This window comes from Xanthomonas sp. LF06-19, assembly GCF_034105425.1.
Taxonomy (GTDB): domain Bacteria; phylum Pseudomonadota; class Gammaproteobacteria; order Xanthomonadales; family Xanthomonadaceae; genus Xanthomonas_A; species Xanthomonas_A sontii.
In genome coordinates this window covers 485,138-499,286 of sequence record NZ_JAXGGH010000002.1, presented here as the reverse complement: position 1 = coordinate 499,286, position 14,149 = coordinate 485,138, and the positions used below count along the sequence as shown (strand labels likewise).

General features: G+C 71.3%; 12 protein-coding genes. 8 read left to right on the top strand and 4 right to left on the bottom strand.

Going from position 1 to position 14,149, the window contains the following annotated elements:
• Positions 1-35: 35 nt before the first annotated feature.
• The 4 genes from SLW55_RS06200 (at position 36) to SLW55_RS06185 (ending at position 4,065) form a co-directional block, all read left to right on the top strand.
• Positions 36-758 carry a glycosyltransferase family 2 protein gene (locus SLW55_RS06200; protein WP_010342743.1) on the top strand — a complete coding sequence of 241 codons (723 nt, stop codon included), beginning with the start codon at positions 36-38 and terminating at the stop codon, positions 756-758.
• Between the two features lies 1 nt (position 759).
• Entirely contained in the window at positions 760-1,101 is a 342-nt protein-coding gene (locus tag SLW55_RS06195) for a lipid-A-disaccharide synthase N-terminal domain-containing protein (protein WP_017908747.1), read from the top strand.
• 216 nt (positions 1,102-1,317) lie between these two features.
• A complete protein-coding gene (locus SLW55_RS06190) occupies positions 1,318-1,878 on the top strand; it encodes a transposase (RefSeq protein ID WP_267121587.1) in 561 nt (186 codons plus the stop codon).
• Positions 1,879-2,250: 372 nt separating this feature from the next.
• On the top strand, positions 2,251-4,065 hold the full coding sequence (locus tag SLW55_RS06185) for a DUF885 family protein (protein WP_267121586.1): 1,815 nt from the start codon (positions 2,251-2,253) through the stop codon (positions 4,063-4,065).
• 57 nt (positions 4,066-4,122) lie between these two features.
• Here SLW55_RS06185 and SLW55_RS06180 read toward each other — a convergent pair whose 3' ends face one another.
• Genes SLW55_RS06180 through SLW55_RS06165 form a run of 4 tightly spaced genes read right to left on the bottom strand, consistent with a single transcriptional unit; the run spans position 4,123 to position 10,184 of the window.
• A complete protein-coding gene (locus tag SLW55_RS06180) occupies positions 4,123-7,332 on the bottom strand; it encodes a CusA/CzcA family heavy metal efflux RND transporter (RefSeq protein ID WP_267121585.1) in 3,210 nt (1,069 codons plus the stop codon).
• Between the two features lie 10 nt (positions 7,333-7,342).
• On the bottom strand, positions 7,343-8,539 hold the full coding sequence (locus tag SLW55_RS06175; protein ID WP_267121584.1) for an efflux RND transporter periplasmic adaptor subunit: 1,197 nt from the start codon (positions 8,537-8,539) through the stop codon (positions 7,343-7,345).
• On the bottom strand, positions 8,536-9,789 hold the full coding sequence (locus SLW55_RS06170) for a TolC family protein (RefSeq protein WP_267093134.1): 1,254 nt from the start codon (positions 9,787-9,789) through the stop codon (positions 8,536-8,538). The genes SLW55_RS06175 and SLW55_RS06170 overlap by 4 nt, the downstream gene beginning before the upstream one ends.
• 56 nt (positions 9,790-9,845) lie before the next feature.
• The gene (locus SLW55_RS06165; RefSeq protein WP_017908581.1) at positions 9,846-10,184 is read right to left on the bottom strand and encodes a hypothetical protein; all 339 of its coding nucleotides are present in this window, start codon (positions 10,182-10,184) and stop codon (positions 9,846-9,848) included.
• Between the two features lie 300 nt (positions 10,185-10,484).
• Here SLW55_RS06165 and rpmB point away from each other — a divergent pair, with 300 nt between their 5' ends.
• From rpmB to SLW55_RS06145, 4 genes are all read left to right on the top strand, one after another.
• The gene (gene rpmB / locus SLW55_RS06160) at positions 10,485-10,721 is read left to right on the top strand and encodes a 50S ribosomal protein L28 (protein WP_010342733.1); all 237 of its coding nucleotides are present in this window, start codon (positions 10,485-10,487) and stop codon (positions 10,719-10,721) included.
• A 10-nt stretch (positions 10,722-10,731) separates the two neighbouring features.
• Entirely contained in the window at positions 10,732-10,899 is a 168-nt protein-coding gene (gene rpmG / locus SLW55_RS06155) for a 50S ribosomal protein L33 (protein ID WP_169411268.1), read from the top strand.
• Between the two features lie 160 nt (positions 10,900-11,059).
• On the top strand, positions 11,060-12,478 hold the full coding sequence (gene cls, locus SLW55_RS06150; RefSeq protein ID WP_152239910.1) for a cardiolipin synthase: 1,419 nt from the start codon (positions 11,060-11,062) through the stop codon (positions 12,476-12,478).
• A gap of 111 nt (positions 12,479-12,589) precedes the next feature.
• Positions 12,590-14,017 carry an FAD/NAD(P)-binding protein gene (locus tag SLW55_RS06145; RefSeq protein WP_267084003.1) on the top strand — a complete coding sequence of 476 codons (1,428 nt, stop codon included), beginning with the start codon at positions 12,590-12,592 and terminating at the stop codon, positions 14,015-14,017.
• Positions 14,018-14,149 lie beyond the last annotated feature (132 nt).

The following is a 14,149-nucleotide window of genomic DNA, read 5'->3' as shown; positions in this document are numbered from 1 at the left end:
CCCACGCGCGCCCCGCGCCCAGCCTTGCCAAATCCATGAGCCAGCTTTCCCTCTCCGTCGTCGTCCCGGTGTTCAACGAGCGCGACAACGTGCCGCCGCTGGTCGCCGAGATCGTCGCCGCGCTGCGCGGCACGATCGATTTCGAGATCGTCTACGTCGACGACCATTCGCGCGACGACACCCTGGCGGTGCTCGAAGGGCTGAAGGCGTCCACGCCGGAGCTGCGCGTGCTGCACCATGTCAGCCAGAGCGGGCAGAGCACCGCGGTGCGCAACGGCGTCAAGGCCGCGCGCGGGCTGTGGATCGCCACCCTGGACGGCGACGGCCAGAACGATCCGGCCGACATCCCCAAGCTGCTGGCCGCGCGCCAGGCAGCCGAGCCGCTGGTCAAGCTGTTCGCCGGCTGGCGGGTGTCGCGGCAGGATTCGGGCAGCAAGCGCTGGGCGTCGAAGTGGGCCAACGCGATCCGCGCACGCATGCTGCGCGACGACACCCCGGACACCGGCTGCGGCATCAAGCTGTTCGAGCGCGAGGCATTCCTGGACCTGCCGTACTTCGACCACATGCACCGCTACCTGCCGGCGCTGATGCAGCGCGCCGGCTGGCAGACCCTGAGCGTGCCGGTCAATCACCGCCACCGCACCTCCGGCGTGTCCAAGTACAACAATCTCAACCGCGCCCTGGTCGGCATCCGCGATCTGCGCGGCGTGGCCTGGCTGATCGCGCGCAGCCGCCGCACTGCGGTGCAGGAGCGCTGAGATGGACGCGCATTTCCTCAACGAACCGATCCAGGCGCTGTACTGGACCGGGCTGCACGTCACCGGCTGGAAGCTGATCGGCTACGTCGGCGCGCTGATGTTCGGCGGCCGCTGGCTAGTGCAGTTCGTCGCCTCCAAGCGCGCCGGCAAGCCGGTGATCCCGCGCCTGTTCTGGTACATGAGCGTGATCGGCAGCCTGATGACGCTGAGCTACTTCATGTTCTCGGCCAAGCAGGACTCGGTGGGTGTGCTGCAGAACCTGTTCCCCGCCTTCACCGCCTTCTACAGCCTGTACCTGGACATCAAGCACCGCGGCTGGCACCGCGACCGCGCCTCGCATTGAGTGCGGTGCCGCTGCGCGCGATTGCAGGCGGCGCATGATCGCAGGCGGCGCGTAACACCCTCCGATCGCGACCCGCCACTGCGGGAGGGACTTCAGTCCCGACGCGTGAATCTTCCAGGTCTCGGTAGTGCCGCCCACTGCTTCACACAGCAGCGAGCACCGGCTTTCTGACGCCACGCCTGTGAGTTTCCCCACGCCTGTACCGGTCGATTCCCGATGGTCCTGCATGATCCGCCCTGCAACCCTGGCGTCATGCACAGCAGAATTCCCCGAGGTTACCGCGCGCTGCGTGCAGGACGCGGGAGCGAGACCGGACGCATCTATCTGGTCACCACAGTGACCTGGCAGCGCCAGCGCCTGTTCGAGGACTGGCGCTGCGCGTGGGCAGCCGCGTCCTGCCTGGGCCATGCCGATACCTGGGCCGGCGCGCAGCTTCTGTGCTGGGTATTGATGCCCGATCACTGGCATGGGCTGGTCATGCTCGAGCGCGGTGCTGCTCTGCCAACCGTCATGCGCGACGCCAATAGCCGCGCCGCCAGGGCGGCCAATCATGCGCGGGGCCGCGGCGGCGCCGTGTGGATGGAGGGGTTTCATGATCGTGCACTGCGCGACGCGCGGCAGTTGCTGCCGGCCGCGCGCTACCTCGTCGCCGACCCGTTGCGCGCCGGTCTGGTGCGCCGCGTCGGCGACTACCCGTACTGGGATGCGGTTTGGCTGTGTCCGGCCGCTACCGCGCCGTGCGCGGCATCATGCTCGGGTGCAGGTGCGACGGCGTGATGCCGCGCAGACCGACGTTGAGGATTGCGGTCGCATGGTCGATGTCGGCACCAGCAGGCCTGCGACCGCTGCAATGGCTGCAGTTGCTGCTGGATGCTGTCGCAGGCGGAGCGACCGCGCGTCGGGACTGAAGTCCCTCCCACAATGGGACGCCATCCTGCGCAGCGGCAGCGGCAGCGGCAGCGGCAGCGGCAGCCAGCCAGAGCTACAGCTATAGCTAAGCCAGCGATGCAGTTCCTGAGTTGCAGCCCGGTACAACCGCTGCGAGGTGCGTTTCCGTTCCCTGCATCGCCCCACACAGGACTTCCGGCCCACCCGCCAGGCAGGGTGGTGGTGCGATCATCGGCGATCCGTTCCCGCCGTGTGCCGCCCATGCCGATGCTCGCCAAGACCCCGCTGGCCATTTCCCTGCTGATCGCGTTCGCCGTGGCCACACCCGCACTGGCCGCACCGCCGGCGTCGACAGCGTCCAGTGCAACACCGGCCACGGCCAATGCCAGCGCCGCCGATGCGCGGTTCCAGGCCATCTACGAGAAGGAGTGGGCCTGGCGCCAGGCGCAGCTCGGCCAGGCCGACGAGGACAGCGACAGCAGCGGCGACAACACCCATCTGCCCGACGTCGGCGCGGCCGCGCAGGCCGCGCGCCTGAAGGTATGGGACGACGTGCTGCGGCAACTGGACACGCTCGACGCCACCCAGCTCTCGCCGGAGAACCAGGTCAACCTGGCGATCTACCGGCCGCAGGTGGAGAACCTGGCCGCGTCGGTGCGCCTGCGCGCCTACGAAATGCCGTTCAACTCCGACAGCGCGTTCTGGTCGGACCTGGCGTTCATGGCCCGGCGCACGCTGCGCACGCCCGACGAGTACCGCGCCTACATCGCGCGGCTGGAGGACGTGCCGCGCTACTTCGCGCAGCAGACCGACAACATGCGCGCCGGGCTCAAGCGCGGCTTCAGCGTGCCGCGCGCGGTGCTCGACGGCCGCGATGGCGCCATCGCCACCGTGGCCGAACTGAAGGATCCGACCGCCGCGGTGCTGTACACGCCGTTCAAGCAGATGCCGGCGCAGATTCCCGCCGCCGAGCAGGCGCAACTGCGCGCGCAGGCGCAGGCGACGCTGCGCGACAAGGTGATCCCGGCCTACGCGCAGCTGCTGACCTTCTATCGCCAGGAGTACATGCCGCAGGCGCGCACCACGCTGGCGGCCGAAGCCCTGCCCGACGGCAAGGCCTACTACCGGCAGCAGATCCGCGAGTACACCACGCTGGACATGGACCCCGAGCAGATCCATCAGCTCGGCCTGCGCGAAGTGGCGCGGATCCAGAAGGAGATGGACGCGATCATCCAGCAGGTCGGCTTTCACGCGCCGGCCGGGCAGAAGACCTTCCCGGCATTCCTGCAGTTCCTGCGCACCGATCCGCAGTTCTACGTGAAGACGCCGCAGGAACTGCTCGATCGCGCCGCGTGGATCGCCAAGCGCGTGGACGGGGAGGTCGGCAAGTTCATCGGCACGCTGCCGCGCGGGCGCTTCACCATCGTGCCGGTGCCGGCGGACATCGCCCCGTTCTGGACCGCCGGCCGTGGCGGCGTCGGCACCTACTGGCTCAACACCTACGACCTGCCGTCGCGGCCGCTGTACAACCTGCCGGCGCTGACCCTGCACGAGTCTTCGCCGGGCCATTCGCTGCAGGGCGCGCTGGCCGAGGAGCAGGGCGCGCAGCCGGCGTTCCGCCGCGAGAACTACATCTCCGCCTACGGCGAGGGCTGGGCGCTGTACACCGAGAAGCTGGGCAAGGAGATGGGCATCTACGCCACGCCCTACGAGGACTTCGGCCGGCTCAGCTACGAGATGTGGCGCGCCTGCCGCCTGGTGATCGACACCGGTATCCACCACAAGGGCTGGACCCGCGCGCAGGCGCAGGCCTACCTGCGCGAGCGCACCGCGCTCAGCGAGCACGAGGTCACCACCGAGGTCGACCGCTACATCTCCTGGCCGGGCCAGGCGCTGAGCTACAAGCTCGGCGAACTGACCATCCTCGACCTGCGCGCCGAGGCCGAGCGCGAACTCGGCGCGGACTTCGACATCAAGTCCTTTCACGACGCGGTGCTGCAGCAGGGCTCGGTGCCGCTGCCGGTGCTGCAGCAGCAGATCCGCGCCTACATCGCCGCGCGCAAGAAGAAGGCCTGATCGCTGCCGCGCAGGCCGGCGCCGCTTCCTGCGGGAAGGGCGCCGGCCTGCGGCGGATCAGCTGGCGTGGCGTGGCCCGGCCACGCGTGCGGCGAAGGTCGGCAGCACCAGCAGGGTCAGGGCGGTGGCGGTGATCAGCCCGCCGATCACCACCGTCGCCAGCGGTTTCTGCACCTCCGCACCGGAGCCGCTGGCGATCGCCATCGGAATGAAGCCGACGATCGCGACCAGCGCGGTGGTCAACACCGCGCGGATGCGGCTGCCCGCGCCGTCGATCGCCGCCTGCAGCGGCAGGTCGCCGGCCTCCAGGCGCTCGCGGATCGCCTGCATCAGCACCAGGCCATTCAAGGTGGCCACGCCGGAGACGGCGATGAAGCCCACCGCGGCCGACACCGAGAACGGCATGCCGCGCAGCAGCAGGGCCAGCAGGCCGCCGACCAGCGCCAGCGGCACGCAACTGAACACCAGCACCGCTTCCTTGACGCTGCGCAGGGCCATGAACAGCAGGCCACCGATCAGCAGGAACACCACCGGTACCACGGTCGCCAGCCGCCGCTCGGCCCGCTGCAGGTTCTCGAACTGGCCGCCCCAGGTCAGGTAGGCACCCGGCGGCAACGGCACGTCGGCCACCGCGGCCTGCGCCGCGCCGACGAAGCCGCCCAGGTCGCGGCCGCGCACGTTGGCCTGCACCACCACGCGGCGGCTGCCGTTGTCGCGGCTGATCTGGTTCGGCCCTTCGCTGACGGCGATGCGCGCCACCGACGACAGCGCAATCACCTGTCCGGTCGGCGTGGCGATCGGCAGCGCGGCCAACTGATCCGGGTCGTTGCGCGCGGCATCGTCCATCCGCACCACCACGTCGAAGCGGCGGTCGCCCTCGAAGATCTTGCCGGCGGCGCGGCCGCCGATGCCGGTGGCCAGCGCGTCGCTCACGTCGGCCGCGCTCAGCCCGACCTGCGCCGCCGCCATGTGGTCGATGGTCACGTCGAGCGTGGGCAGGCCGGAGATCTGCTCCACCCGCACGTCGGCCGCGCCCTCCACCGCGCGCAGCGTCGATGCGATCTGCTCGGCCACCTTCTGCAACTGGCCGAAGTCGTCGCCGAAGATCATCACCGCCAGGTCGGTGCGCACGCCCGAGATCAGTTCGTTGAAGCGTAGTTCGATCGGCTGGCTGAACTCGAAGCTGTTGCCGAGTTGCTGCCCCGCCAGCGCCTCCAGGCGGGCCACCAGCCGCTCCTTGTCCAGCGCCGGATCGGGCCAGTCCTTGCGCGGCTTGAGCACGATCACGCTGTCGGAGATGTTGGTCGGCATCGGGTCGATCGCCGCCTCGGCGGTGCCGGTCCGCGAGAACACCGTCGCCACTTCCGGCTGCGTGGCGATGGCCTTTTCAAGCGCCAGCTGCATCGCCAGCGACTGTTCCAGCGAGGTGGATGGCACGCGCAGGGCCTGCATCGCCACATTGCCTTCGTCCAGCGTCGGCATGAATTCGCGGCCCAGCATCGCGAACGCGCCGACCCCCGCCAGCAGCATCGCCACCGCACCGCCGGCGACCGTGCGCGGATGCGCGACGGCCGCGCGGATCACCGGCGCGATGCGCGTGCGCAGTGCGCGGAGCAGCCGCGTTTCGTGCGCGTCGTCGGTTGCATGCGCCGCCTCGTCCTGCAGCGTCGGCTCGCGCACCAGCAGCGCGGCCATCGCCGGCACGAAGGTGAAGGAAAACAGGAACGCGCCGACCAGGGCCAGCATGAAGGTGGCCGCCATCGGCTGGAACGTCTTGCCCTCCACGCCTTCCAGGGTGAGGATCGGCGCGAACACCAGCAGGATGATCAACTGACCGAAGGCGGCCGGCCGCGCCATCTTGCGCGCCGCCTCGGCGGCCACGCCCAGGCGCTCGGCGGTGGTCAACGCACGGCCCAGCGCGGCGCGGCGCTGGCCGAGCAACAGCAGGGTCGCTTCGATCACGATCACCGCCCCGTCCACCAGGATGCCGAAGTCCAGCGCACCCAGGCTCATCAGGTTGCCGCTGATGCCGAAGCGGTGCATGCCGATCACCGCGAACAGGAACGACAAGGGAATCACCAGCGCGGTGATCGCGGCCGCACGCAGGTTGCCCAGCAACAGGAACAGGATCACCACCACCAGCAGCGCGCCCTCGGTGAGGTTCCTGGCCACGGTCCTGATGGTCGCGTTGACCAGCACGCTGCGGTCCAGCACCGGCGCCGCCACGATGTCAGGCGGCAGCGACGCGTTCACCTGCGCCAGCCGCGCGGCCGCGGCCTGCGCCACGGTGCGGCTGTTGCCGCCGGCGAGCATCAGCGCGGTCCCCAGCACCGCCTCGTGGCCGTTGCGGCTGGCCGCGCCCAGGCGCGGGGCGCGACCGGAGGCGACCTCGGCCACGTCGGCCACGCGCACCACGATGCCGTTGCGGATGGCCACCGGCGCCTGCGCGAGATCGTCGGCGCTCAGCGCCAGGCCGTCTGCGCGCACCACCAGGCCTTCGCCGGCACGCTGCACGAAGCCGGCGCCGGCCTGCACGTTGGCGCGCTGCAGGGCGGTGACCAGGTCGGCCAGGCCCAGGCCGTGCGCGGCCAGCCTGGCAGTGTCCGGATGCACGCCGTATTCCTTGACGTAGCCGCCGACCGTATCGACGCCGGCCAGGCCCGGGCTGGCGCGCATCTGCGGCGCGATGATCCAGTCCTGCACGGTGCGCAGATAGGTGGCGCGCTCCTGCGGTGTGCGCAGCAGTTCGCCCTCCGGCGTGCGGTAGACCGCGCCGGCCTGCCAGCCCGCCGCGCCCGGTCGTGCCAGCCGGGACGGGTCGAACGCGGTGAAGTCCACCGTCCACATCAGCACCTCGCCCAGGCCGGTGGTCACCGGCGACAGCCGCGGCGTCACGCCGTCGGGCAACGCCTCGGCCGCCTCGCGCATGCGCTCGGCCACCTGCTGGCGGGCGAAGTAGACGTCGGTCGCATCGGTGAAGATCGCGGTGACCTGCGAAAAGCCGTTACGCGACAGCGAGCGGGTGGCGGTCAGGCCGGGGATGCCGGCCAGCGCGGTTTCCAGCGGGTAGGTCACCTGCCGCTCGATCTGCTCCGGGGTCAGGGCCGGCGCCACCGTGTTGAGCTGCACCTGGCGGTTGGTGATGTCCGGTACCGCGTCGATCGGCAGCCTGCCCAACTGGAACAGGCCCACGGCGGCGAGCAGCGCGGCCAGCGCCACCACCAGCCAGCGATGGCGCACGGCGGTGTCGATGATCAGTTTGAACATGGTCGCCTCCTCAGTGGCCGTGGTCGGCGTCGCCCTTGGCCAGCTCGGCCTTGAGCAGGAAGGCGTTGGCGCCGACGATGCGTTCGTCGCCGCGCAGTCCGCCGAGGATCTCGATGCGGTCGCCGGCGCGCCGCCCGACCAGCACCGGCTGCGCCTTGAAGCCGCCCGCGACCGCCACGAACACCGCGTTGCGGCCCTCGACGGTCTGCACCGCATCGGCGGGGACGCTGAGCGCGCTGTCCTGGCCGTCGGTGACCAGCACCGCCGAGACCGGCGAGCCGGCCGCCGGCAGGGGCGCAGCGACCGGCATCGCGCGGATCACCGCGGCGCCACCCTGCTGGCGCAGGTCGGCCGCCGCCGCCGTGACCCGGGCGGCGAAGCTGCCACCCGTCCCGCGCACCTCCAGCGCCATGCCGGGCGCGACCTGCGCCGCCAGCGCCGGCGGCGCGCTGAACACCAGCTCGTTCATCGCCGGATCGGCGACCTCGGCCACCACGCTGCCGGCCGCGACCACGCTGCCGGGCGTGACCTGCACGCTGCCGACGGTGCCGGCCACCGGGCTGACGATGCGCACACGGCCGCTGGCATCGGGGGCCCCGCTGGCCGCGGCCTGCGCCTGCGCGGCGGCGGCCTGGGCCCGCGCCGCCAGCGCCCGCGCATGCGAGGTTTCCAGCTCCTGGCGGGCGACCACGCCCTGTTCGACCAGGGCGCGGTCGCGGGCATGCGCCAGGCCGGCCGCCTTGGCCTCGGCCGCGGCCGCCAGCGCATTGGCGCGGAACACCGCGGCCTCGCCGCTGACCACGATGGCCAGCGGCTGCTGCGCCTGCACCACGTCGCCTGGCGCGACCAGCACGCGCTCGACCCGGCCGGTCACCGTCGAGGCGACCGAGGCGCGCGCGCCCACCGCCGGTTCGACCCGCCCGGCCAGGCGCACCGAGGCGCCGCCGCCGCGGCCGACCGCGACCACATCCAGGCCGGAGGCGGCGATCTGTTGCGGCGTCAGCCGCACCACGTCGCCGGTTTCGGTATCCGCGTGGGCAGTGGCATCGGTCTTGGCCACCGGTGCGTGGGCTGTGTCCTTGCCCTCGGCGCCACGGTCGTGCGCGTCATCGGCCGCCAGGGCGGCCTGCCTGTCGCCGGCGCAAGCGGCCAGCAGGAGTGCCAGCAGCAGGCTGGCGGCAAGGGAGATCGGACGGGACAGGTTCATTGGGCCTCCATGAACGGCGCGCGCCCTTCCAGGCGGGCCAGTTCGATTTCCGCCGCGACGCGCGCCAGGCGCGCGTCCACGGCAATGCCGCGCGCGGCGATGAGCGCAGCGCGGGTGCTGCGCAGTTCCAGTTGCGTGATGCGACCGGCGTCGACGCCGATGCGGGCCAGGCGGTAGGCCTCCTGCGCCGCCGCCACGCCGTCGTCGGCGGCGCGTGTGCGGCTGCCGGCGGCCTTCAGCGTGGCGAGCGCGGACACGCGGTCGGCGGCGCTGGTGCGACGTTGTCGCTCCAGTCGTGCCTCCGCCGCGCGCCGTTCGGCGCTGGCGGCACGGATGCCGCCGCGGTTGCGATCGAACAGCGGCAGGCTGAGGCTGACGCCGAGCGTGTAGGCGTGGGCGCGGTCTTCGCGGAACCGCGTCTGCGCGGCGGTCAGACTCAGCTCGGGCAGGGCACGCTTGCGCTCCACCTCGACCTGGCGATCGGCGGCCTCTGCTTCCGCAGCGGCGATGCGCACTGGCAGCGCTGCTGCCTCGGTCGCGCGCGGCGATGGCGGCGTGCGGTCGAGCAGGCTGCCATCGAGGGACTGCGCCGGCGTCTCCAGCAGGGCGATCGCCGCCAGGCGCGCCAGCGCCGCGTCGCGGAACGCCTGCGCTTCGTCCAGCGCCGCGGTGGCATCGGCCACTTCGCTGCGCGCCTGCACCGCGCGCAGTCGCGGCTCGCGGCCCTGCGCGACCATCGCCTCGACGGCGGCCGCATCGTCGCGGATCAGGCCCAGCGCTTCCTCGGCCAGCGCGTAGCGGCGCAGTGCGCTTTCGGCCAGCGCGTAGGCCGAGGCCACCTCGCCGGCGGCCTCGCTGCGGCTCTGCGTGCCGCGCAGGGCCGCAGCGGCGGCGTCGGCGCGGGCCGCGCGGATGCGCGCGCCGCGTTGGCCCCACAGTTCCAGCGGTTGCGACAGGGTCAGCGAGGTTTCGGCCCGGTCGGTGCCCGCATAAGTGCCGCTGCCCCAGGCGTTTTCGGTGGACCAGGACAGCGACGGGTTGGGCAACGCCCGCGCCTGTTCGGCGCGCGCATCGGCGGCCTCGGTCAGCGCCGCGCCGACGCGGCTGCCGGGCAGTTGATCGAGACGTTGCAGCAAGGTGTCGTACGAAGGGGCGGTCTGCGCCATCGCCAGCGCGGCCGGGGCCAGGCCCAGCAGCACGGCGACGACCCGCCCGGCCGCGCGCGGCGGCCGACGTGTCGGAGTCGACATGAGGAAATTCCAGAGGTGAGGGAAACGGAAACCCGCGATCGCGGGACACGCTCAACTCACGCTCTGGGTGGGCGCTTCAATCCGTCCTGGACGACGCCTGCAGGGGAGGCGTCGACGGCCTGCATCCAGCGCGCCGGTCGCGGCGCGCCGAACACGGCGAGGGCGCTCGCCGGCAGGCTCAGATTCGAGTGGTGGCAATGGTTGTGGCTGCAGGCGCCGGCATGCTTGCCGTCGCTGTCCTCGCCATCGGCATGCGCCGCGGCGGGCGCGTGCACCGCGTCGGCCGATTCCGGCTCCAGCGCGCAGGCCAGCGCATCGGCCACCGGCACGACCACGAACGCCGCCAGCAGCAGCATCAGCAGGGAGGTACGCAGTGGACGGAACAGGCGGCGCATGGTCTGGACGAGGCTAGCAAGCGGCTTGCGCCGGATACAATAGCAACGCCCGCCTGGTCCATCCGCCCGGACCTGCGCGCGGCGCCTGGTCCTGTGGACAACTTGCACAAGCCCTTGATCGCCTGCATAATGCGCGGCTCGCTGTGCCCGACGAGGTCGGGGCCGGCGGCCGGATGCGCGATCTCCGGCCGGCCTTTCCCAGCGTAACCGCTTGATTTCCCACGTCGCGTGGTGGCCGCAGGGCTGCCGGGGCCGCCGTCTCCCAGGCTATGGGCGACCAAACTACTATCGAGGTGCGCAATGTCCCGCGTATGCCAAGTGTCCGGCAAGCGTGTGCAGACGGGTAACAACGTCTCCCACGCCAACAACAAGACCCGCCGTCGTTTCCTGCCCAACCTGCACGAGCGTCGCTTCTGGGTCGCCAGCGAGAACCGCTGGGTCAAGCTGAAGGTTTCCGCGCACGCGCTGCGCACCATCGACAAGAACGGCATCGACACCGTTCTGGCTGAGCTGCGTGCGCGCGGCGAAAAGGTCTGAGGAGTAGAGCATCATGGCAGGCAAGCGCGATAAGGTCCGTATGATTTCCTCGGCCGGTACCGGCCACTTCTACACCACGGACAAGAACAAGAAGAACACCCCGGGGAAGATGGAATTCCTCAAGTACGATCCGGTCGTGCGCAAGCACGTCCTGTACAAGGAAGGCAAGATCAAGTGATCGGCTGATCCTCGGATCGCTGCTCACGTTGCACACGGAACCCGCCGCAAGGCGGGTTTCGTGCGTCTGGAACAAGGAAAAAGCGCACCGCCGCTGCGGCCATGGTTGCGTTTGCCGGCGCAGTCCGCAGAATCGGGCGACCTGGGTTGCGAGGATCGCGATGCTGCCGGTCTGGTTGGAAGGCACTTGGCTGCTGGCGCTGGACTGGCTGATCCGGCTGGTGGCGCTGTTGTGGATCCCCACCCGCACCACGCCGGGCGCGGCGCGCAGCTGGCTGTTGCTGGTGGGCTTCGTGCCGTTGCTGGGGCTGCCGCTGTACCTGTTGCTCGGCCACCCGTGGCTGTCGCGCGAGCGCGTCCGCCGCCAGGCGCTGGCCTCGCAGGTGATCCGCGAGCAGCAGGTGCCGCTGACCGCGCTGCGCTGGGCGCCGCCGGCCGATACCGTGGTCGCCGAAGTGGTGCCGCTGGTCGAGCGCCAGGGCGACTTCATGCCGACCCACGGCAACAGCGTCGAGCTGCTCGACCGCTACGCGCCCTCGCTGCAGGCGCTGATCGACGACATCGACGCGGCGGTCGAGCGTGTGCACCTGCTGTATTACCTGATGTTCGACGACGCGGTCGGCGACGCGGTGAGCGCGGCGCTGCTGCGCGCCGCCGCGCGCGGCGTGCAGTGCCGGCTGTTGCTGGATGCGCGCGGTGGCCGCCGCGGCCTGCGCCGCTACCGCAAGCGCCTGCATGCGGCCGGGGTCGAGGTGCAGGCGTTGCTGCCGGGCGGGCTACGCTGGCGCCGCAGCGGCCGCATGGACCTGCGCAACCACCGCAAGATCGCGGTGATCGACAACCGCGTCGGCTACATCGGCTCGCAGAACCTGGCCGAACCGCAGTTCGTCCCCGGCCATCCCAACCGCGAGCTGGTGGCGCGGGTGCAAGGGCCGGTGGTGGCGCACCTGGAAGCGGTGTTCGCCAGCGACTGGTTCATCGAGACCGGGCAGCGCCTGAGCGTGGTCGCGCCCGCCTCCATCCACGGCGGCGGCGTCGCCGCGCAGCTGTTGCCCAGCGGGCCGGCGTACCCGTTCGAGAACGCCCGCGACACGGTCAACGCGCTGATCCATCTGGCGCGGCGGCGCATCGTCATGGTCACGCCGTACTTCGTGCCGGACGAGGCCACGCTCAGCGCGCTGCGCATCGCCGCGCTGTCCGGGGTGGACGTGCAGTTGATCCTGTCCGAGAGCAACAACCAGCGGCTCACCGCCTGGGCGCAGGAGGCGTATTACGACGAACTGCTGCGCAGCGGGGTCAAGATCGCGCTGTACCGGCCGTGCTTCCTGCACGCCAAGCACCTGAGCGTGGACGAGGGCATCGCCCTGGTCGGCTCGATCAACCTGGACATCCGCTCGTTCGCATTGAACGCCGAGGTCGGCATGCTGTGCTACAGCGCCGCGGTGGTGCAGCGGCTGCGTGCGGTGGAGGCCGACTACCTGGCCGACGCGCGGATGCTGACGCTGCAGGACTGGCGCAAGCGGCCGGCCTGGCGGCGCAGCCGCGAAGGCATCGCGCGCCTGGCCGATGCGCTGATGTGACGCATGCCGATGACAGGCGCATGACGCGCTCATGCGCGATCGGTGCCGGCACATGCACCACGGTTCTCAGCCGCGGGCCGGGCCGGTGGGGGCTTCCCTTACAATCGCGGCATGAATGAGCTTGTGCCCAGCGAACCGGCCGACGACGACTGCGACATCGCCATCGTCGGCGGCGGCGCGGCCGGCGTGCTGGTCGCGCTGCAGTTGCTGCGCCAGGCCGGTACCGCGCTGCGCGTGCAATTGATCGAATCGCAGCCGGCGCTGGCGCAGGGCGTGGCCTATGCGACGCCCTGCGCCGAACACCTGTTGAACGTGACGGCCGGGCGCATGAGCGCCTTCGCCGAGGCGCCCGACGACTTCCTCGACTGGCTGCAGCAGCAGGCGTTGTATCCGCAGCTGTCGCGCGCCGCGCTGGCCGAGGCCTATGTGCAGCGTCGCCATTACGCCGCCTATCTGCGCGCACGCCTGTGGCAGGCGCAGACCGCCGGGCCGGCGCGCCTGCAATGGCGCCAGGCGCGGGTGCTGGCGCTGCATCCGCAGCCGACCGGCGGTCAGATTCTGCAATTAGACGACGGTGGACAGCTGCACGCCGGCGCCACCGTGCTGGCGCTGGGCAACAGCCTGCGTCCGCTGCCGGCGCGCGGCGCCCCCAGTCTCGACGCGCCGTCGCGGATCGAGGCCTGGGATTATGCGCAGCTGCAGGCGGTTCCGCGCGAGGCCACGGTGTGCATCGTCGGCTCAGGGCTGAGCATGGCCGACAGCGTGCTGACCCTGCTGGCCAATGCGCACCGCGGCCCGGTGCACGTGGTCTCGCGGCACGCCTTGCTGCCGCTGCCGCACGCCGCGCATGGCGCGCCGGCCGATTTCGATGCGCAGGCGTTGCTGGCGATGCCGCTGCGCCAGCGCGTGCGCGCGCTGCGTCGCCACGCCGCCGCGGCACAGGCGCAGGGCCGGCCCTGGCAGAGCGTGATGGACCGGATACGCCCGTTGAGCCAGGCGCTGTGGCAATCGCTGTCGGTGACCGAGCAGCGCCGCTTCCTGCGCCACGTGGTGCGCTACTGGGACGTGCACCGGCATCGCATCGCCGCGCCGGTCTTCGTGCAACTGCAGGCGATGCGCCGGGTCGGTCAGTTGCGCCTGCACCGCGCGCGGCTGGACACGGTGTTCCCGGTCGGCGCCTGCGTGCAGGTCAACGGCATGGGCGCCGACGGTGCGCCGCTGCAGCTCGACGCGCACTGCGTGATCAACGCCACCGGCGTAGAACTGCGCGCCCAGACCATGCGCAATCCGCTGCTGCACCAATTACTCGGCTGCGGCCATGCGCAGCCGGGGCCGCACGGCATCGGCGTGGGCAGCGCCGCCGATGGTGCGCTGCTCGACGCCGATGGCCACGCCACGCCGCGCATCCGCGTGCTCGGCAGTCTGCGCATCGGCAGCCTGTGGGAAAGCCTGGCGATCCCCGAGCTGCGGGTGCAGGCGCAGCAGACCGCGCAGGCGCTGCTGGCGCTGGACGTGTCGGCCCGCGTCGCTGCGCAATGAACACCGCGGAACAGGCCTCGCTACGATGTATGTCGGCGCGTTGGTGACATCCGAAGGCCTCCCATCGCGCTCATTGCCACAGCGGACCGAGGTGTGACCGCGTAGAAGCGGCTTCAGCCGCGACAGGCCTTC